Genomic DNA, 19,784 nt, shown 5'->3' on the forward strand with positions numbered 1-19,784 from the left:
GGACCCCCGCCTTGCCCCGCGCCCACATCGAGCTCGACAAGCAGGCCGTCGTCGCCCCCGTCCGCCGCCGCACCTTCGGTGCGTTCGTCGAACACCTCGGCCGCGGCGTGTACACCGGCCTCTACGAGCCGGAACACCCGAGCGCGAACGACGAAGGCTTCCGCATGGACGTCGTCGAATTGGTCAGGGAGCTGGGCAGCACGACCGTCCGCTACCCGGGGGGCAACTTCGTCTCCGGCTTCCGCTGGGAGGACTCGATCGGCCCGCGCGACAAACGCCCGGTGCGCCGCGACCTGTCCTGGCACTCGCTGGAGTCGAACCAGGTCGGTCTCGACGAGTTCGCCAGGTGGCTCAAGCTCACCGATTCCGAGCTGATGCTGAGCGTCAACGTGGCCACACGAGGCATCCTGCCGGCCCTGGACCTCCTGGAGTACGCCAACCACCCGTCCGGCACGGCGCTGTCCGACCTGCGCATCGCCAACGGCACCCGGGAACCGCACAACGTGCGCATGTGGTGCCTCGGCAACGAGATGGACGGACCGTGGCAGACCGGTTTCATGACGGCGGACGGCTACGGCAAGATCGCCGCCCGCACCGCGGCCGCGATGAAGATGGCCGACAAGGACCTCGAACTCGTCGTCTGCGGCTCCTCCGGCTCCGGCATGCCGACCTTCGGCGACTGGGAGCGCACGGTGCTCGAGCACGCCTACGACCATGTCGACTACGTCTCCTGCCACGCGTACTACCAGGAGCACGACGGCGACCTCGGCTCCTTCCTCGCCTCCGCGATCGACATGGACTACTTCATCGACACCGTCGTCGCGACCGCCGACCACGTGGGGTACAAGAAACGCTCGAACAAGAAGATCAACATCTCCTTCGACGAGTGGAACGTCTGGTACCTCAAGGAGCACCAGGAGTCCGGGGACGTCAACGACGTGTGGCGCCACGCCCCTCGGCAACTCGAGGACAAGTACACGGTGGCCGATGCCGTCGTCGTCGGCAATCTGCTGATGACGCTCCTCAGGCGCAGCGACCGCGTCACCTCGGCCTCGCTCGCCCAACTCGTCAACGTGATCGCGCCGATCATGACCGAGCCCGGCGGCCCGGCCTGGCGGCAGACGACCTTCCACCCGTTCTCGATCACGAGCCGGCTCGCCTCGGGTGAGGTGATCCGCCCGGTCATCGAGACGCCGACGTACGAGACGGCCCGCCACGGCGAGGCATCCGTCATCGACGCCGTCGCGACCGCCGACGAGGACCGGGCCGCGGTATTCCTCGTCAACCGCGACCTGAGGGAGGCCGCGCAGGTAACGATCGATGTGCGCGGCCTCGGCTCGTCGCGTATCGCCGAGGCGGTCACGCTCGCCGACTCCGACGTCTACGCGAAGAACACGCTCGCCGACCAGAACCGGGTGACCCCGTCCGCGAACCCGAGCGCCACACTCGCCGACGGCGTGCTCACCATCGAGCTGCCACCGGTGTCGTGGACCGCGATCGCCCTGCGCTGAGCGACCACACCCGACCGGACGGCGCCGAGGCGGCGCATGATGCCGTCGTCGATCAGGGCGATGGACAGGCGTTGACTCCGGACCCGGCTTGATCACCCGGTGCGCTCGGTCAAGCGGTCCAGCTCCCGCGTTCCCGGCACCGGGGTTGGGCGCGGCCGGTCAGCCGGTGCAAGCGGCGCCCTCGGGCCCCGCCGCGGTCCGGAGCAGGTGCAGGTGCAGGTGCAGGTGCAGGTCAGGTTCCCTGGGCGTGGTGGACGGCGGAGTCGGGCACGGTGGTGAAGGCGTCGACGCGGTTGGTCCAGGTGGTCGCCGCGATGGGGGCCTGGGCGACGTCACCGAGGTTGTTCCAGCCGCTCCACGCCCCGGTTTCCCAGTTGCGGTGGTGCACCGCGCTGTCGATGCCGGCGCCGTGCACGTCGAGGCGGCCGGGGCCCCAGGAGGTGGCGGTGAGCCGGGTAAGGCGCCGCCGAGGTTTTCCCAGGCGCCCCAGCCGGCGGGGCTGCTGTCGAACCACAGGTACTGGGGCGGTGTGGTCCTGCGCGGTGGCGAAGACGTCGAGACGGTTGGGGCCCCAGGCGACGACGTCCGGGTCGGAGGTGAGCAGTCCACCGCGGCTTTCCCAGCTGCCCCACGAGCCGCTGTCGAGCCACTGGCGCTGGAGGGTGCTGTCCTTGCCGCGGGCGAAGACGTCGATGCGGTTGGCATGGTCAGGTCGCACCGCTTGTGGCCGCGGGAGATCCGGTGCATGGTCGGAGGCTGCTGGACTGCCCGATTCAAACGATGGTTCGGCGGGGTGCGTCGGGTGGCTGCGGCGCGGGTGCGGGCGATGTCGGTGGAGTGGATGCCGTAGCCGGCGGGGTCGAGGTTGATCAGGTCGCGGTGCAGGCGGCGTATCCGCAGCGCCAGGTCGAGGTGGAGGCGGGGGCGTGTGTTGCGCACCTCGGCGATCGTGCGTGGGTTGACGTCCAGGCGGCGGGCGAGTGTGGTGGCGGGCCATCCGGCACGAGCCAGGTCGGCCAGCAGCCGGGATGCTTCGGTGGAGTCGGTCAGGCCGGGGGCGCCGGGGTTGCGGCGGTGGGGGAGCGGGATGTCGAGGTTGGCGTCGGCGGAGGTGCGGGCGATGGCCCGGACGCCGGTCGACCGCGTTTCAGAACCTACGGGCGAGGCAGTCACACCCACGAGTGGACGAACTGGACTCGGCGACCACGACCACGCGACACTTCGACAACAGGGCCTCTTGCCTCTCGCTGGACTCGACATCCGCGAGCTACCAAGAGGCCCTTCCTTCATGCACCCGCACCGGACAACTCACCGGAACCAGGCCCCGGTTCGAACCTGTCCGACCGCGCAAACGGACAGAGAACAGGCAGTCAAGCAGTACTCGACGGGGAACGCGTTCTCGGCGCTCAGGGCCGCACTGCGGGGCGAAGACGCACCCGATGCGGGAAGCTGCGCGTCCGCTTCCGCCCGCGCGGGCGACAGTGGCGCGGCAGTGCGCACGCGCTTGCGTTCCCCTGTGGAGGTGTACTCCCGGCAACCTCCGTGGCGGCGTTCTGCGAGGCGCCGGTCAGCGCCGGCGTATGTCCTCGCACCGTCGCGTGCGGCCTGCCACCGTCGGGTGGCGGGCCGCACGTTTTGCGTGTGGTGTCGGTCAGGCGCCGGGCTGTACGGCGCCGATCTGGGTGCCGTAGTCGACGGACAGCTTGCCGTCGGCCTCCTGGTCACCCGGGATGATCCCGCCGCCGGGGGTCCTGAGGGTGAAGACGACCCGGTTGGCCGTCGTGCCCTTGGAGGCGTTGGGCACCTGGATGTCGAAGTGGACGGGGTGGCCGGGGCCGAAGGTCACCTTGGTGCTCTGCGAGCCGTAGGGCTTCGCGGTGACGCCCTTGAGGGAGCCGTTGTTGTAGAACTTCACGTCGCGGGGCGAGCCGGCCAGCTGGCAGGCGCTGGTCTTGGGGGCGGCGGTGAGTGTGACGCGGTAGTGGCGGTGCCCGGCGCTGGCGGTGTCCGGCGTGATCTTCGTCTTGAGGTTGGCGGGACGGCACGAGGACGGCGCGCCGGAGTCGGCCGGGTGCGCGGCGGTGGATGCCTGAGCGACACCCGTACCGGCGATTCCCGCCAGTGCAACGCCGGCAACTGCCATCACGAACTTGCTGGACTTACCCATGGTCGACTCTCCGTGTCTAGCGGTCGTACGTGGGGCCGCGCCCCGAATCCCTGACGCCACGAAGCCTGCCGATTCCCTTCGTTATGGCCGTCACGGGGATGTAACGCCTTCGCCACAGCGACCGGAGTGCCGCCTCGTCGCCGCCCCGGTGCCAGTCGGGACGGCGCCGGCGAGGGTGGCGGACCGCTGACGGGCGGGTGCGGTCAGGCCGCTTATGCGGCGGGTCAGCGTCTTGGGCCGTGGTGGTAGACCAGGCCGGGCCGTGTTCCTCCGCTGCTGGCGAGCAGCTGGGGGACGGTGACGAAGGCGTATCCGCGATTGGCCAGGTCTGTGAGGATGAGTGGGAGCGCTTTGGGCGTGCGTGCGTACCGGTCGTGCAGAGAGACGATGTCGCCGGGGCGCATGCGATTGATGACACGCTGCTCGATGGCCTGGGGGGTGACTTTCTTCCAGTCCCGGGGATCCAGGCTCCACATGATCACGGCGAGTCCTGTCTGTCCGGCCACGTGGCTGACTCGCGGGTTGTAGGCACCGAACGGTGGACGCAGCAGCGTCGGTCGGCGGCCGGTGACCGAGGCGATGTCGTTTGCTGCCCCATCGAGTTCTCGGCGGATCCGGGCGGAGGAGAGGGCTGTGAGGTGGGGGTGGGTGACGGTGTGGTCGCCGATCGCGTCACCGTCGTGCTGCTCGCGCCGGACGAGGGCCGGCCGTTGCAGGGCGTGGGGACCGATCAGGAAGAACGTTGCCACTGCGTGGTGTGCTTCCAGCAGGTGCAGGATGGAGGGCGTGTACTGGGTGGGGCCGTCGTCGAATGTCAGCGCCACGCATCGGACAACGGTGCAGTCAGGTCCAGAAGGAGGGAGAGTAGCGGCGTCAGCGACTGTGTCCGGGGGGCCTGCGGTTGCAAGCAGGGCTGCCGCAGTTGCGCAGGCGGCCCGCAGTCCTCTGTATCGCGCCGGCGGGCGTACGGATCTTGCAGATCCCCCTTGCGTCGTGCGGATGATCGGCCGTGTTTGATTGACAGGTGCAGGTAGAAGGCGGGCGTCTAGGGCGGCCGCCACACCTCGTCTGGGCTCCGAGGGTGGGCGTGGTCGGGCATCGAAGCACGCCATCGCGGTGCGCCACGCGGAGATGAACAGGAAGTGTGTGGGTTCGGGCAGGTGGAGCCAGCGGAATCCGGTGAGCATCATGGGTGATCTCCAGCGCGCCGAGTGCGGCGGTGACTGTGCCAGCGGTGATACGCCGAAGAACCGGGCTCAGCGGGATCGCGCTTGCACTCCGGCAGGTTGGACGGTGGGGTGCCTGGCGGAACTCCTGCCCCAGGTCGGCGCTGTGGCGTTGGATGCAGTCTGCAGTGATGAGCCTGCGCCCCGGGGCCTGCCGGTCGGGGCGCACACCTTGCTGTCATGGGTGGGGATCAGCGGCCGCCGTGTCCGCCTCCGTGGTCACCTCCGCCGTATCCGCCGTGGTCGAATCCGTAGCCGCCGTAGCCGCCGTAGCCGCAGTCGTCGCCCCACCAACCGCAGCCGTCGTCGGAGTGATAGGAGGACGGGTACGAGGAGAGGTGGGCCGTAGGAGCCGCCACTGCGGGGCCGACCGCGGCGATCGCGCCGCCGCCGGCCAGGAGTGCGCCGGCCGCGGAGACGACCAGCAGCCGCTTGGTGCGCCGCTTCTTCATGGGATTTGCCTGCCTTCCGAAACCTCACTCAACACCTTGAGGTGAGGGCCGCGCCGTCAGGCGTGACAGTCGCGACGCGTTCCCGGCTGTGCCGTCGGCCCTGCAAAGCGCTCCCGGCGCGGAGAGGAGGGGAAGCACTCGCTCCAGACCGGAGGTGCTTCACAGCAGGGCACCGCCGCATATACGAGTCTTGTCGGTGCTCCTGATCAGCGCAAGGGCAGGAAGCCCCGCACGCAGCAGGGGCAGCAGTGGGCCTTGCTGACCGCAGGAGTGCCTTCGCGGTGGTGTGGCGTGCTGCCGGCAGCCTCGTGCCTCGTCCGGGACCCGGCAGGCTCCGCCCGCTGGGTCTGCTGGGCCTTCGGCCCGGCGGTACCGCGGTCAGACACGCCCGTTCCGCGCCCTACGGAGCCCTCGGCGAGCGCAGCGGTCACTTTGATGCGCCGCTGTCTGGCCCGCCTGGCGGGCAGGAACAGGGATGTGGGTGTGGCGGTCTGATCAGCAGACCGCGCCGCCGCCCTGGTCTCCGACCGTGTCGTCGGCCAGCGCCACGGCTGCCTGATCGTGAACGGGACTGCGCCGCCGGATGACGGCTGAGGACTACCGACGAGCTGTGAGCAGGCGAGCACTGCTCGGCGGCTCGACGCGAGGCCAGTGACGAGCGCTGTGTGCGACTCGGGCGCCAGCGAACCGAATCCGGTCCGACTTGCCGGCGCGCTCGATGTATTCGTCGACCTCGGCGCCGTGCGTGCCGGGCGAGAGAGGGTCGAATCCGACGGCGAGCAGCACCAGGCCAAGACCAGTGACGATCTGTACCCAGCGGGGAGCCCGTGTGGTCAGCAGGTGCGGAGCTCCCTCGAAACGGATCAATACGGTGCCGCGGTGTATGGCGACACGGGGGCCGACGTCCGGCAGGAAGCAATCAGGGCGCCCCGCGCCGAGCGCCTGCGCGACACCGCGCATGCCAGCCTCGATCGCCTCGGGAGTGTCGTCGGGCCTGCGCGGAGTCGGGTGTGTGATCAGCATGGGCGCGAAGTTCTGCCCGGCGGCTGTGTGGTCGATCCATGGGCGGACGGCGAGCGACGCGATCACGCCGGGTGTCGGGGCGATAGTGATGATGGTCGTCGGGTGATGTCCATGTGAGCCCGATGCGAGCGCCGCGGCGTACGCCTCGTGCAGCAGATCCGCGTCGGTGAGCGGCCCGCACTCCTGCGGCGAAACGATCCAGGTGTGCGCCTGCTGTGTACTTGGCGCGACCGTCGCCGGGTGCGGGACGTCGATGGTGCCCTCGGTGAGCGCCTCGGCGTCGGGCAACTGCCACTCGGCGGCGGAGCCGACCGACACGAGCACCTCGACCCCGTCGGGGGTGTGCTGCGCCGGCCCGACGGGTGCGCCGTTCTGCCGCATCAGAGTGAGGGTCTGCCATCCGAGCGGGCGCGGCAGCCGCACGACGTCCCAGTTCTTCCCGACCTCGGTCGACGAGTCCGCCCCGCTCCCATACGGCGAGCGCGCCGGTCACGCTCGCGGCGTGCCTGAGCCAGTCGGCGGCGACGAACCCGTCGAACCCGCGAGCCACGCCGATCCGGGCGCTGCTGATCACCCTTGGTTCTCCGCTCACGCGGCGACCTCCGGGTGCGTTGGCTGCCGGGGGAGGCGTGGACGTGGCAGCCCGAGCAGGTAGGCGACTCGGTCGGCGGTCGCCTGCTCGTCGCCATGTACGCCGATCGCGTACCCGTAGTCGGTGATGTAGCGGCCGCCCTGGTCGGTGACGGTCTCGCCGACGTGCGGGCGCAGGGGGTTTATCACGGTAACCGTGTGGTCGCCCCGGTTCGTCACGTGCAGCCCGCGCTCAGCGAGCTGGTCGGCCAGAATGGCCGGTGCGGTCATCGCGTCCATGTGTCGATCTCACCGGACGGCGGACGGGCGCGGGATCTGACAACCTACGACACGGAGTTGATCATGCCCTTGCCGCGGCTATCACCGGCACCCGGCAGACAGGGCACCGGGAACTCGGGTGGTACGTCGACCGTCGCACGGTGGGAGTCCAGCAATACGTCGATCCTGCCAAGCGATCGGTATCAGCTCCTGCTCGCGCACCTGTACGCCCGTGGCACCGACGGGCAGACATCCATCGGCGCAGGCAGCGATTTCGACGAGCTGCTCGTCGCGCTCGCGCACCTCGGTGAGAGTGAGTACCGCCTCGACGAGCTGCGCACGCTGCTCGTACGGAAAGCGACCCGCAGCGGGGGCGGGCTGCTCGCGCTGCTCGGCCCCTCAACGCAACTCGCCCTCTCGACAGCACTCGCCGACCCGACGCGCATTGACGAAAGTCTGCTCGATGCACTACGCATCGCGGTCAGCGACGTGAACGGGCAAGTCGGAACAGTGCCGTTCGTCCGGGTGCAGCTCTTGCTCGCGCCGATCATCGAGTCGTGCCGTCGGCTGCTCGACGCTGCCGTGCCCGAGCCGCTGCTGCCCGGCCTACAGGCAGTCGCCGCGCAGGCGTACACCCTCGCTGGCCGCACGGCGTTCGAGACACGCGACGACGAGGCATCGCGGACGCTGTACGCCGCGGCAACGGCCGCTGCGGGCGGCACGGGCTCATCATGGCGCCGGGCTGCTGTTCACATGAGCCACGCCCTGGTCACCTTGTACTCGACACCCGGCATCGAGGCGGCGCAGCAGCTCGTCGAGGCGGCAGTGCGTGACGCACGAGCCGGTGAGAGTGTGACGGTCCGGGCCCGAGCGCACACCCTGCAAGCAGAGATCGCGGCCCGTGCCGGCGCCGAGCGGCACGCGCAGGCGGCACTCGCCCTCGCGTGGTACGACCTGGACAGCGACCGCGACGGCGACCCGGCATCGAGCAGCTTCTCGGCCGCCGCACCTGCGTGGGATCGAGGGCATCACCTCGCTGTACGTCGGCGACCCCGCCGAGGCACAGGACTACTTCGCCCAGTCGGCCGAGGCTCTGCAGGCACCCCGCGAGCGGGTACAACGAGCAATCGTGGCCACCGATCAGGCGCTCGCCCGGATCCGGCTCGACGAGCCCGAGTCGGCTGCCGAGCTGCTGCACGGCTGCATCGACGCCGCCTCGGCGACCGGCGGCCGGGCCACCTCGATCCTGGTTCGCCGACCTCGACGACCACTTGATCGAGTCGCTCGGCGCATAGCCCCTTGGACGCACGAAAGCGCCCCTGCCCGGCCGCGACGCCAGACAGGGGCACAACCACGCGATGCGGGCGACGCTCGGCCGGCAGCCCGAGCAGCGTCGATGACGGGCTCCGTGAATCGCTCGGCTGCGGTGCGCCGTCGCGGCGGCAGACGAGCGCGTCGGGATCGTAGTCGGGTGCCTGGAGGCCGTACCCGCCCGGGCATGTCTGCCTGCGGCCGTCGGCGCCGTCCTTACCGTCCTTGCCTCCCGGCGAGTGCCGGGGACTCCTGTATCGGATGCGCTCGACCACGGAACGAGGGACACATCGGCCGGTAGGGTCCCAGTCGCCGGCAATTCTCCAGGGCACCACGAGTGCGCGGTTCGAGTTCACGCAGCTCAGAAGCGGTCGAGATGACCATAGCTGGTGCAACACATGTTGTGCACGGGGCCCGGCACAAGAGTCACTCGTCGGGAGAGTGGTCTCGGGCGCCTGCCCGGAGCAGAGTGTTTACGCCGCTCACAGCACCGCCCATGACTGAGCTTCTTCAGTGTTGCTGCTCCAGGGTGAGGACGGCTTTAGTGATTGACGTCATGCGGTTGGGGCTGCCCCGGGATCGGTGGAAGATCCGCCAGGACTTCAGGCGGGCGACGCCTCGTTCGACCGGTGCCCTTGCCGCGGCCAGGGCTCGGTTGACGGTCTTGTCGGTGGGGGTAAGCTCCTCCAGGGGCCTGGCGTTTGATGCCCGTGGTTAGCCAGGGGCCGCCCTGGTAGGCGAGATCGGCCAGGATGGGGACGCCCTGGCGCTCGCAGATGCGGATGATCTGGTGAGTGCGGGCGGCGGTCAGGTCGTGAGCCCCGCCCGGCAGCGCGGGCGAGAGCCACAGCCCGGGGGCCTCGCTCGTTGTGGCTCGCGGACCGTCACCTGATCGGTGGCCACCTCGAAGAAGCTCAGTGAGCGGGGGCCTCCTGCTCAGTCACCACCGCTGAAGCATTCCTCGCCGGGGGCGCTCCGGGCAGGGTAGTAGCACGCACGCAGGTGTGACGGGCTCGGGGCGGCGATCATCTTCGTGGTGATCAGTTGCTGGTCGGCCGACCGCCCGGTGTCCGCGGTCCGTTGGGCATGCGCCTGAGGGCCGGATATTTCCAGGCGGAATCCCGCGTGCGTGGGCCAGGCGCGGATCCAACCCGCTCGGCAGCTGGGACTGACACGAATCTCCAGACGAGTGCCGTCCGCAGCCGTGTGCTTCGCCAGCGTGACGGGGTCCTCGCAGGCAGTGGTACGAGGATTGCGGCCTTCGCATGCCTGCAGCCGGCACACGGGTGGACGCATTGCCGACGGTGACGCGGCCGAGGTGCGGGCCGCGTGAATGAGGGCCGCGGGTACCAGCATCGCGGCGCAGATGAGCGCCACCACGGCCGCCGTGGTCTTGGGGTGGCTGTTCACCGGACGGGACGCGGCAAGAAGCAGCGCGTGCCAGACGCCCCTCCCCTTGGGCTGCTCAGGCGATGACGTGCTGCCGCGGGGAGTGAGCGAGTGTCCTCGTCTCCCCCATGCCGCGTCCGCCAGCTTCCAGAGTCCGACGCACTCGGTCTCGCCCTCTTTCACTACCTGGCACAACGCCTGTACGGCATAAAGGGGAGGGAACTGTTTGCCGTTGAGGTACCGCTCCCATGATGACTTGCTGATGGCGGTGGCGGAGGCCAGATCGGCAAGATTGAGGCCTCTGCGGTCTTTGAGAGCGCGCAATTCGGTGACGAGACGCGCCCATGCGCCGGGCATGTTCTGCGGCAACGTCTGCCGTCTTCCGGAATTCCGTGGCACCCTCATCCCCCACCCCTCGAACCCACCGAAAATCAGTTCACATCGCGTAACAGCGTCCACGTCTGCTCGCCGACCACCCCGTCGACAGGAACGTGGTCCAGCCGCTGAAGCCGCTTGACCTCCGTTTCGGTCTGTTCACCGAAGTATCCGTCGACATCACCGGGCGACAGTTTGTGGCGCAGCAGCAGACACTGCACTTCCGCTGCAGCCGGACCGGTGTTGTTGCGCATGACGAGCCGGGAGATAGTGCTGCTGTTGCCCGCGAACAGCTTCCCGCCGCGTCGTGTGTATGTGCAGGTGTATTTTCCCGCGCCCGTCACGCTTTCCGTCTTCGCGTCGGCACCCAGACGACCGGGACCGGCGAGCAGCAGAACAGAGATGGCCGCGGACAGCAGCAGGGCGCCCACGGCCAGGACGAGTGCTCCGACCCGCACCCTCGATGCGTCGAGATCGCCGTCCGGCCCGCTTTCACTCGACGTCTGTACGGACGAGTCCGCTCCGGCGACCGCATCCAGCAATGCCAGCAGCGGGGCCGGATCCTCTCCGGCCAGTTCGGCCAGGGCTTCGACTGCGGGCGGCGGTGGAAGCACTTTGCCGTTCAGATACCGCTCCCACGACGAACTACTGAAAGGCGTTTTTGTCTGGAGCGACTTCAGGGTCAATCCGTCGTGATCCTTCAACCGCCGCAGCTCCGCCACCAGCCGGCATGCGTCCGGCCCCAGCGATGCGGGCAATTCCTTCCATCTCATGACGCTCTCACGGCGGCACCCGCCCTTCGGCGTCGGCGGACTCCATCGAGTGACCGGTGCCAACCAGGTGTCTCCCTGTAGCTCATATCTCACATGACACGTGTCTCCACCGATCTTCGTCCAGACCCGATCCGGCCATGACATGCGGGTGCGCTGCGGCCGCGAAGTCCCGGGACGGCCTCCTCCCGGCTGGGTTTCAGCAGCTCAGAGCCTGGGATTTCCCGAGACGTCTCCAACCGCCGGTACTCCTGGCGAGGCCTCCGTCCTCTCCGACACGCTCGTTCCACGACTCGCCTCGGCATGGGGCGAGCGCTCGGCGGAAGGGATCGAGTGGGTATGAGGGCGAGGAAGACGACCATGCGTGCGGCTGCCGCCGTGGCGGGGGTGGCAGCGGCCTTCGCGTTGGCGACCACGCCGGCTTCGGCGGTCACCGGCGTGAATGTCGGCACCAGCGCCAGGGGCGGCTGGAACGACCACTGCAACTACACCGGCGCCTACGGCTGTCTGTACTACAGCCCGAACGGTGCGGGTGGCATCTTCGAGGGGTACGGCTACTATGCCGACCTCAGCGGCTACACGTTCAGCGACGGCCATTCCGTCCGCAACAACGCCGCGTCGATAGGAAATGCCACCACCAACTGCAACTCCACCACCTGGGTTTCCCCGCATTCCGGCGGTGACTACAACTGGGTGAGCTCCGGCAGGGGCGGGAACCTCACCTCGTCGAATCCGGTTCTGCGTAACAACGAGGCCTCCTTCGACGCCACGGCAAGCTGCACCTGACCGGAGCGCAACAGCCGTGAAGGGCTCGGCCGGACGGGTTGCTGTCCGGCCGGGCCCGGCTGGCCGTCTGAATTCGGTTCCACCTCGCTGGGAGATCACGAATGCGTTTCCCTTTCAGGCGCCAAACCGCTCTGGCGCTGCTCCTGGTCGCAGTCGCAGCCTGCTCGCCAAAAGAGAGCGGGGACCGGTCGGCAGGTGCGCCGGTGCCCATACCCACGCCGAAGAGCATGGCCGAGGTCCACCTTCCGATCGAGACATACCTCCTCGACTACGAGCACCAGGGAAAGCTAGAGGTGCTCTACTCACGGATGCGTGACCAATGCGTGCGGGACAAGGGCTTCACTCCCCCTGCGACCAGCGTGTCCGGAGAGCGGGCGGTAGGCCGGTATGTGCGGCTCTGGCGATACTATGACACCCGCCGGTATGCGATCAGCGACGCCGCCACGGCACGGGAATATGGATACCACCTCCCCCCTTTCACCCGAGGCTCCAAGCCGATATCCCTCGGATCACTGTCCAAGGCATTGCGGAACGCAATGCTGGACTGCGGCGGGAAAGCCGCGAAGCGGCAGAGTGTCTCCGTGGGCGAGGACAAGAGCGGGTTCGAAGAGCTCGCCACGAATCTCAGGGCCGAGGATTTCACGCACTCCCAGTCCGATCCCCGGGTGCGGGACGTGTTCCGGAACTGGTCGGCGTGCATGGCGCAGAAGGGGTACCACTACCCCACGCCGGTGGACGCGGCCAAGGACGGGCAGTGGAAGGACTCCGGTCAGCGCACCCCGGAGGCGCTCAAGGCAGAGGTCACCCCGCGTGAGACGAGGACCGCGGTGGCCGAGGTGGAATGCGTCCACGAGACCAACCTGCTCGGCGTCTCCTTCGCGGTCGAGGCGGAGTACGAGAACAAGGACATCGAGAAGAACGCAGAGGCTCTCAACAAGCTGAAGGCTCGGAATGAGCGGGCCGCGCAGAAGATCGACGAACTGTGGGCCCAGAGCGGATGAGCCGGGCGCTGGCACCCGGACGAACCGACGGCGGTGGACGACGCTGGAGGGGAGCCGTCTCAGCGGTGCCTCCACCGTGTGCGGCAGCGAGCAGACAGCGGATCCTGCGCCCGCCCGAGGCACCCTGCACTGGTCCTGGACCACCTTCGACCGTCCGCTTCTGCGAGGCGGCAGGAAAACGATGCCACCATCGGAAAGGCCAGATCAGAGGCCATTTTTCGGATCGCTGACCTGCTTGCGGTCGCTCGCAGCGTCAAACGAGCGTCATGACTGATACGGCCCGTTCCCCACTCGGGGAGGAAAAGGCTGCGGCACGAGGACACCTGGAGGCATCCGCCCCCACTGAGATCGCGGCGCCCGTGGCCGACATGGTGGCCATGCTCACACGTCCTGCGAGGGGGCCGCCCACGCATTCCAGGCCGACCAGGTGCCGCTGCGCTCACTCGGCGTCGGTGAGATCCCGGGCCCAGTCGTGGGCCTCCTCGAACAGCCTCTCGCCGGGTCCGCGCACGTGGAAGCAGGGCAGATGGGCCAGGACCGGATGCCGTCGGTCGCCTCGCACGGCGCCGGGTCCATCGCCTCGGCGCCCAGCGGGCCGGGCCGGTGCTCGGAATGCCGTGGCCGTCGGCGTCCGGCGCGCTCGCGCGGGTCGGCGGGCTGAGCGCGGTCACCTGGTCCGCGCCAGCCCGTACGAGCATCACCAGGTACTCGACCATCCCTGCCGTGCCGAGGGCCCGGGGCACGCACCCCCTCTCGCGCCCAGCGAGGCCCGCCGGCGGCCCCCTGCCTACTCCTCCGAGTGCTCCAACGGGATCGGGGCATCGAAGACATCGACGACGAACTCCGAGGTCCCTCTGCCCTCGAAGTCGACGTCGTAGCGGCTGTGCAGCAGCGTGTGGATCCTCACCCACCGGCCCTGAGCCGTCGCCTCCTCCGCCACCTGGAGCGCACTGCGAACAGGACCGGCACCGCCGGTCAGCCGCTCACTCGTCCACGTCTTCACGAGCTTTGCCCCTGCGGGGACAGCCCAGGTGCGCGGCTCGGCGCTGGCCGGCACGGAAACCTCCTCGCTGAGCAACGGGACGACCCATCCGACACCGCCATCGGATTTCCGCTCGTTCGACATGCGGACGCCGAGCCCGATCGTGTAAGCACCTTCGAGGTAGTCCTCGATCTCATCATCGATCCGTCCGAAGTAGACAGCCTCACGAACGGCCTCGACCGGCCCGCACTCGGTGAAAGCCCCCATCACCGGTGCGCACTTGTCCCGCAGATACTGCTGCGCGGCCATCCGCACCGCCTTGGGGACCCGGTTCAGCACCCTTCCGAGAGCCTTCTCGTCGCGGTCGTACAGGAAGGAATTGAGTGTGCTGACCAGTTCTTCAGTCAGATGGAGATCAGCAGATCCCAATGTCACTACAGCATCCAACTCATCCCCTGGCCTCCTCACAAGGGCGAACACCCTGCTCCGGCCCGGGCTCGTGTGCGCGATGAACGAATGGATCACTTTTTCTGTCTCACATCACATGTCTGAAGCGGTCCCCGGGGACGAACATGTGGCGGGAACCGCAGAAGAATAGGGGAACTCTGCCAACCGGCATGGCGCACGAGGTACAGGCTCGTCCGCATGGTCAGAGATGAGTTGCTGTCAGACCCGGCACTTCAGCCCGGGGTCCGCATGGCTCATGGAATCCCACCCAGGTCGCATCAGTGGTGGCAATGATGACCGCCCCTCATACTGACCTTGAATGCGTGATGTCGTCATGGTGGCTGGCACCGGAGGCCGGTGCCGGTGAGGCAGCCGTCGAGGACGTCGGGGCGGTACTGGAGCTGGCGTAGGCCGCGCCGGGCAGCGGTGATCAGGTCGTCGGCGTCGGCGAACGCGCGGTTGGCTGTGGTGGTGCGTCGCAGGACGGACCAGATGCCTTCGACCGGGTTGAGGTCGGGTGCGTAGGGCGGCAGTTGGAAGACGGTGAGCCAGTCGCGGTCGGCGATGTAGCGGCGCATTCCCGCCGTCAGGTGTGTGTTGAGACTGTCCCAGACCAGCACGATCGGGCCGCCGAGCTGCCGGTGGGCGGTCTGGCTCAGGTCGCGGTACTCCTTCCAGGAGAAGCTCTTGCGCCCATCAGGCCGGGCGTCCGGGCAGGGACGGTAGATCAGCCGCGAGGGTTCGCCGGCCTTGTAGCAGGCCAGGGCGGCCACCGATAAGCGGCGGCGGGAGCGGCCCCGCACGCGGATCACCGGGGTGTGGCCGCGGCGCGACCAGGTGCGGGTGGTCGGCGGCGTCATCGAGAAACCGGCCTCGTCCTCGAAGACGAGCCAGGCCCCGAGCGCCGCCACGGTCCTTCCACGCTCGGCCAGGTCTCCTTCACCCAGCCGGCCACCGCCGCCTCGTCGCGCTTCACCGCCCGCCGGGCCGCACCTGGCAGCTCCAGCCACGCCTCTTGAGCAGCGCGGCCACACCCTGCACGGTGTAGCTCTTGTGGAACCGGCGCCCGATGAGCGTCTTGATCCGTGACAGGGTCCGGGTCTGGTCCGGCCAGCCGTGTGCCACCGGCCCCTTGGCCAGTTCCCGCTCCAGCACCGCGAACAACTCGTCACTGAGCAGCGGCAATGACGCAGGACCCCTAGATGCCAGGGCTCTCGGCCCGCCCTGGGGCCAGGCCCTGCGCCAGCGCTGCACCGACCGGACACTGACCCGTAGCTCGTGCGCGATGACCGCGTTCTCGTCGCCTTGGACGAACCGCTCGGCCGCCTCCATCCTCAGCTGCTCGCGGAAGGCCCGCCGCTCGTCGGTCAGCCCGCCCCCTTGCGCATACCTCATGCAGTCGGCATACCGCAGGGATCATGAGGCGTCAGCCCCTACGACACCACGCTTTGAAGGTCAGTAACCGCTTCACCGGCACTCGCGCTATCCAGTCGCGCGACCGTGCAGTGGCCCGCGACGTGCGCATGCCCGTGCGCGCGTCGCGGGCGGGGCATAGCCGGGGGACTCGTCTGGGGCCCAGACGCGGTTGGCTCGGGCCGGTGGCGCCGCCGAACTGGAATTCCGGGATGAGGGCACTGCCTTGTCCGAGGGTACGCGGCCGGTGTTGCGCACCTTGCGTGCCCCTGTACCGCTGTCAAAACGACTGCGGCTGTTGTCAGTTCCTCGCCGTCCGGGCCTGAGGCTCGTACGGCGGGGCCACAGCACCGTCTCCTCCACGAAGGCATGGCTGAAGACCAGCTGCACCGCCTGCTTCAGACAGCGTTCCCGCTGATGAAGGTCGTCGAGGGTCAGGTACTGACCCGTCAGCCGCCGTTTCCTCGTGTCACGGCGTTGCCGCACCAGGATGCTGCTGTTTCCACCGAGCTGATCGACGGTCTGGTCCTTGATGGTCTTCGATATGGCCGCTACCGTGCGTGCCGGAGACGGGCCGTGACGCTTGTCGGAACCACCCTGACCTCCACGCCCGCCCGCACCATCTTTTGGGAGAGCAGCCCTTATGCGGGGCGCGCCCCCAGAACGTGCCGAAACGTTGCGCTTCGGCTGGGTCAAAATCTGTGTCCGCGAGCCGAGGTTTCAACGGGACAGGCAGGAAGATTCTCTAACGCATTAAGTGGGGTGGGATTCTTCACCGTACACAGGCCGCTGCGGCGTGCTCCTCTCGATGTCAGTTGCAGTTGTGGTTCCCAAAACTTCAAGTGCTCTCCGGTTCGGCGCCTGCGCTGCTGGAACCGCTTTTGTTATCTGGTTTCTTTTCCGGACGGGGTGATCATCTACTTGTAGCTGGATCCCGCGTCCTTCGGGGTGCGCGCCGCAGCTACTCGCATTTTCCCGGAGTGGTTTCGCCTGCGGGCGACAACCAGGAAAACCGTCGGCTCCCCGCATACGGAGCATCCTTCACGGGTGCCCGCATCCCTTCATCGCGGTGGACTCCCGAACATTGCGTCTGCTTCGCGCCACTCATTCCAGCTCCTGTGCCCGCACGGATTTTTCGTCGGTCAGATTCGCTTTCGCATTCCATCGGTCCATTCTTGCGATTCGCTGTGCTACTGATCCCTGCGGGAATTCCTTGATATGTGCCGCATCGAGGAAGTTTCCGCATGAACCGCACACGCACGAACGACCGCTTCACCCGCACCCGTAACGGCGGCGTCGAATCCGGAAGGGGTGACAGTCGATTCGGTTCGTCGGCCAGGAGCTCCGGCGGGCCGGGCCGTTCCGGTGATTACGGCCGCCGGCCCGCCGCGGTCCAGAAGGAGTTTGCGCTGCCTTCTTCGGGTGACGGGCCGCCCCTCCGCTACATCTCCTGATCGTCCGGCGCGGCTCAGGCCGTCTGACCGCTCGCCCCGGCTCAGGTGGCGTCAGGATCGTAGACGTGCGCGGGAGCCTGCTCCGGCGAGGCTGCTCGGCTCGCCCCACTGTCGGTTCGCGCGCCCCGCTCAGTCGGCTCGCTCGGCTCGTCGTTCACCGCGTCGGCCAGTTCCGCCAACTCCGCCCGTGGGTCCAGGGCGGAGCGGATCTCCTCGATCCCGAGGCCGTCGGCGTCGAGGAGGTGCTTGCGCACGAACGTCTTCGGGTGCAGGTCCGACAGCTCCAGGTCTTTGAACTCCGGACCCAGTTCCGAGCGGACATCCTCCCTGGCGGCCTCAGAGAACGCGCGGACCTTCCGCAGGAACCCGCTCACCTTCTGTATGACCTCGGGCAGCTTGTCGGGGCCGAACAGCAGGATGATCATAATTCCCAGGACGAGCAGGTCCAGGGGGCTCACGTCGAACAACGTCGGTGCCTCCGCTCTGTCACCGAAGGGGATGGCGGGCTCATGGCCGGACCAACTGGGTCTCGGCGGCGCTGACGTCGACGGCCGGTTCCGGCGGAGGTCGGCGGGCCGTGTCGCTGACCTTGATCAGAACAGCGACCAGCAGCCAGTTGGCCACCATGGACGAGCCGCCCTGGGCGAGGAACGGCAGGGCCTTGCCGGTGAGCGGGATGAGCCCGGTGACCCCACCCACGACGACGAAGACCTGGAGAACGAGCGCCGAGGCCAGGCCCCCGGCGAGCAGCTTGCCGAACGGATCGGTGACGGTCAGGGCCGTGCGCAGGCCCCGCTCGGCGAGCAGCGCGTAGAGCAGGATGACGAGCGTCACCCCGACCAGGCCCAGTTCCTCGCCGACCGTGGTGAGGATGAAGTCACTGCGCCCGGCGAACCCGATGAGCTCCGGATGGCCCTCGCCGAGACCGGTGCCGAAGAAGCCGCCCGAGCCGAAGCTGAACAGGGCCTGGGCGGCCTGGTCCGAGATCAGCCCCGGTGGGCGCTTGTCGGGCGGGAGGAAGATGTCCATCGGGTGCAGCCAGGCGACGACACGGCCGTGGACATGCGGTTCGAAGGAGCCGACGACGAAGGCGCCGACGGCGAACATGACGACGCCGAACACCACCCAGCTGGTCCGCTCGGTGGCGACGTACAGCATGATCACGAACAGGCCGAAGAAGATCAGCGAGGTGCCGAGGTCCCGCTCGAAGACCAGGACGAGCAGGCTCAGGATCCACACGGCCGCGACCGGGCCGAGCTGCCGGCCGCGCGGCAGATACATGCCCATGAGCCGCCGCCCGGCGAGCGCGAGGGCGTCCCTGCGCATCGTCAGATACCCGGCGAAGAACACCACGATGACGATCTTCACGAACTCGCCGGGCTGGAAGGACAGCGGCCCGATGAAGATCCACCGCTTGGCACCGTAGACGTCACCGGGGTAGAACGCCGGCGCCATCAACAGGACCATGCCCACGGCGATCGTGACGTACGGATACCGCTGCAGCCTGCGGTGGTCTCGCAGCGGCACCACCGCGGCGGCGAACACCGCCGTAGCTATCCCGCACCACATGAGCTGACCCGGCGCCGCGGCCGTCGAGTGGTGGTAGTGCGACGCGTAGGCGATGTCGAGACGGTGGATCAGGACGAGACCCAGACCGCTCAGCAGGGTGGCCAGGGGCAGGATCAGCGGATCGGCATGCGGCGCGAACCGGCGTACGACAACGTGGCACACCAGGGGCAGCGCGGCTGCGGCCGCGCACGTCGCCGCCATGCCCGGGGGCAGCTTCCCGGTGACGGCGAGGGCCGTCTCGGCGTAACCGTACATGCAGATGAAAATGGCGCCTATCAGCAGGACCAGTTCCAGTCCCCGGTCGCTCAGGCGCCCTGACCGGCCCGACCGCACGGCCAGTTTCGCCGGTCCTTGCCGACCCGTCATGCCTTCCCCCTCGATCGGGTCCATCGCCTTGAACCCCGCTCGGGGACACGGCCAACAGAGTTATATGGTTGCGCAACAGCGCAAACGAACTGTAGTCGAGGCCAGGTAAGAGGAGGGTCGGCGTGGCGGCACGCAGAGGGGGGCGCCGCAAGGCGTGGCCGGTACTGATCGGGCTGGGCGTGGTGCTCGCACTCGTGAGCTATTTCGCCGTCCGGTTCATCCGCTCGACGACTCCCGACGAGTGCACGGCGCACGGCCTGGACGGTACGACGGTCACGCTCGATCTGGACCAGGCGTCCCACGCCGCGACCATCGCGGCCGTGGCCCACGAGCGCGGCCTGCCGGAGCGGGCCGTCACCGTCGCCCTGGCGACCGCGATCCAGGAGTCCAAACTCCGCAATCTCGGCTACGGGGACCGGGATTCCCTCGGCCTGTTCCAGCAGCGCCCGTCCCAGGGCTGGGGCAGCCCTGCGCAGATCCGTGACCCCGTCTACGCGTCTGGCCGGTTCTTCGACGCGCTGGCCAAGGTGCCGGACTACCTCGACCTGCCGGTCACCGTCGCCGCGCAGAAGGTCCAGCGCAGCGGCTATCCCGAGGCGTACGCCCAGCACGAGGACATGGCGGTGACGCTGGCCAACGTGCTGACGGGGCACGACGGACCGGCACTGAGCTGCAGGGTGAGCGCGGCGATGG

The 19,784-nt window shown here is 68.5% G+C and carries 18 protein-coding genes and 3 pseudogenes; 7 read left to right on the forward strand and 14 right to left on the reverse strand.

Translation table 11 applies throughout. The features are described 5' to 3' along the window. Positions 1–11: 11 nt before the first annotated feature. On the forward strand, positions 12–1,511 hold the full coding sequence (gene arfA, locus FRZ03_RS09510) for an arabinosylfuranosidase ArfA (RefSeq protein WP_146464738.1): 1,500 nt from the start codon (positions 12–14) through the stop codon (positions 1,509–1,511). 232 nt (positions 1,512–1,743) lie between these two features. On the opposite strand, the gene FRZ03_RS09515 is transcribed toward arfA, so the two are convergent. The 6 genes from FRZ03_RS09515 to FRZ03_RS09560 form a co-directional block, all read right to left on the reverse strand. Continuing rightward, positions 1,744–2,229, reverse strand: coding sequence for a DUF8189 domain-containing protein (locus tag FRZ03_RS09515; protein ID WP_146464739.1), 486 nt, complete (start codon positions 2,227–2,229; stop codon positions 1,744–1,746). A 933-nt stretch (positions 2,230–3,162) separates the two neighbouring features. Next, positions 3,163–3,678: a DUF4232 domain-containing protein gene (locus FRZ03_RS09535; protein WP_146464740.1), complete on the reverse strand. Its 516-nt coding sequence runs from the start codon at positions 3,676–3,678 to the stop codon at positions 3,163–3,165. Between the two features lie 224 nt (positions 3,679–3,902). Beyond that, positions 3,903–4,502 (reverse strand): polysaccharide deacetylase family protein, encoded by a 600-nt coding sequence (locus FRZ03_RS38960; protein WP_186785322.1) that lies wholly within the window; start codon positions 4,500–4,502, stop codon positions 3,903–3,905. A 593-nt stretch (positions 4,503–5,095) separates the two neighbouring features. Beyond that, positions 5,096–5,356 carry a hypothetical protein gene (locus FRZ03_RS09545; protein WP_146464742.1) on the reverse strand — a complete coding sequence of 87 codons (261 nt, stop codon included), beginning with the start codon at positions 5,354–5,356 and terminating at the stop codon, positions 5,096–5,098. Positions 5,357–5,953: 597 nt separating this feature from the next. After that, entirely contained in the window at positions 5,954–6,760 is an 807-nt protein-coding gene (locus FRZ03_RS40160) for a hypothetical protein (RefSeq protein ID WP_261398791.1), read from the reverse strand. 207 nt (positions 6,761–6,967) lie between these two features. After that, the gene (locus tag FRZ03_RS09560; RefSeq protein ID WP_146464743.1) at positions 6,968–7,249 is read right to left on the reverse strand and encodes a hypothetical protein; all 282 of its coding nucleotides are present in this window, start codon (positions 7,247–7,249) and stop codon (positions 6,968–6,970) included. Here FRZ03_RS09560 and FRZ03_RS09565 point away from each other — a divergent pair, their 5' ends adjacent. After that, entirely contained in the window at positions 7,250–8,503 is a 1,254-nt protein-coding gene (locus FRZ03_RS09565) for a hypothetical protein (RefSeq protein ID WP_261398797.1), read from the forward strand. It abuts the gene before it with no gap. 546 nt (positions 8,504–9,049) lie between these two features. Here FRZ03_RS09565 and FRZ03_RS09575 read toward each other — a convergent pair. From FRZ03_RS09575 to FRZ03_RS09585, 3 genes and pseudogenes are all read right to left on the reverse strand, one after another. After that, a pseudogene (locus FRZ03_RS09575) lies at positions 9,050–9,389 on the reverse strand (transposase family protein); the annotation flags it as partial. A gap of 86 nt (positions 9,390–9,475) precedes the next feature. Next, on the reverse strand, positions 9,476–10,297 hold the full coding sequence (locus FRZ03_RS09580; RefSeq protein WP_261398792.1) for a helix-turn-helix domain-containing protein: 822 nt from the start codon (positions 10,295–10,297) through the stop codon (positions 9,476–9,478). A gap of 62 nt (positions 10,298–10,359) precedes the next feature. Continuing rightward, positions 10,360–11,076 (reverse strand): peptidoglycan-binding protein, encoded by a 717-nt coding sequence (locus tag FRZ03_RS09585; protein ID WP_186785323.1) that lies wholly within the window; start codon positions 11,074–11,076, stop codon positions 10,360–10,362. A gap of 357 nt (positions 11,077–11,433) precedes the next feature. Here FRZ03_RS09585 and FRZ03_RS09590 point away from each other — a divergent pair, with 357 nt between their 5' ends. Both FRZ03_RS09590 and FRZ03_RS09595 read left to right on the forward strand, forming a co-directional pair. After that, positions 11,434–11,859, forward strand: coding sequence for a hypothetical protein (locus FRZ03_RS09590; protein WP_146464746.1), 426 nt, complete (start codon positions 11,434–11,436; stop codon positions 11,857–11,859). Positions 11,860–12,062: 203 nt separating this feature from the next. After that, on the forward strand, positions 12,063–12,860 hold the full coding sequence (locus FRZ03_RS09595; RefSeq protein ID WP_146464747.1) for a hypothetical protein: 798 nt from the start codon (positions 12,063–12,065) through the stop codon (positions 12,858–12,860). A 439-nt stretch (positions 12,861–13,299) separates the two neighbouring features. On the opposite strand, the gene FRZ03_RS41165 is transcribed toward FRZ03_RS09595, so the two are convergent. The 3 genes and pseudogenes from FRZ03_RS41165 to FRZ03_RS41405 form a co-directional block, all read right to left on the reverse strand. After that, the gene (locus FRZ03_RS41165) at positions 13,300–13,422 is read right to left on the reverse strand and encodes a hypothetical protein (RefSeq protein WP_398660021.1); all 123 of its coding nucleotides are present in this window, start codon (positions 13,420–13,422) and stop codon (positions 13,300–13,302) included. Positions 13,423–13,647: 225 nt separating this feature from the next. Continuing rightward, complete coding sequence (locus tag FRZ03_RS09605) at positions 13,648–14,367, reverse strand: hypothetical protein (RefSeq protein ID WP_146464748.1); 720 nt, start codon at positions 14,365–14,367, stop codon at positions 13,648–13,650. Between the two features lie 254 nt (positions 14,368–14,621). Beyond that, positions 14,622–15,684: pseudogene (locus FRZ03_RS41405) on the reverse strand (IS630 family transposase). Between the two features lie 387 nt (positions 15,685–16,071). On the opposite strand from FRZ03_RS41405, the gene FRZ03_RS39735 reads away from it, so the two are divergent. Continuing rightward, on the forward strand, positions 16,072–16,629 hold the full coding sequence (locus FRZ03_RS39735; protein WP_222443354.1) for a hypothetical protein: 558 nt from the start codon (positions 16,072–16,074) through the stop codon (positions 16,627–16,629). A gap of 317 nt (positions 16,630–16,946) precedes the next feature. After that, positions 16,947–17,156 (forward strand): hypothetical protein, encoded by a 210-nt coding sequence (locus FRZ03_RS09620; protein WP_261398793.1) that lies wholly within the window; start codon positions 16,947–16,949, stop codon positions 17,154–17,156. 41 nt (positions 17,157–17,197) lie between these two features. Here FRZ03_RS09620 and FRZ03_RS09625 read toward each other — a convergent pair whose 3' ends face one another. Together FRZ03_RS09625 and FRZ03_RS09630 are read right to left on the reverse strand one after the other, a co-directional pair. After that, positions 17,198–17,614 carry a Sec-independent protein translocase subunit TatB gene (locus FRZ03_RS09625; protein ID WP_315902630.1) on the reverse strand — a complete coding sequence of 139 codons (417 nt, stop codon included), beginning with the start codon at positions 17,612–17,614 and terminating at the stop codon, positions 17,198–17,200. Between the two features lie 49 nt (positions 17,615–17,663). Further along, entirely contained in the window at positions 17,664–18,980 is a 1,317-nt protein-coding gene (locus FRZ03_RS09630; RefSeq protein WP_261398796.1) for an FtsW/RodA/SpoVE family cell cycle protein, read from the reverse strand. Between the two features lie 233 nt (positions 18,981–19,213). Here FRZ03_RS09630 and FRZ03_RS09635 point away from each other — a divergent pair. Next, positions 19,214–19,784 (forward strand): annotated as a pseudogene (locus FRZ03_RS09635) (hypothetical protein); the annotation flags it as partial.

The sequence above is a fragment of the Streptomyces misionensis genome, assembly GCF_007896895.1.
GTDB lineage: Bacteria > Actinomycetota > Actinomycetes > Streptomycetales > Streptomycetaceae > Streptomyces > Streptomyces misionensis_A.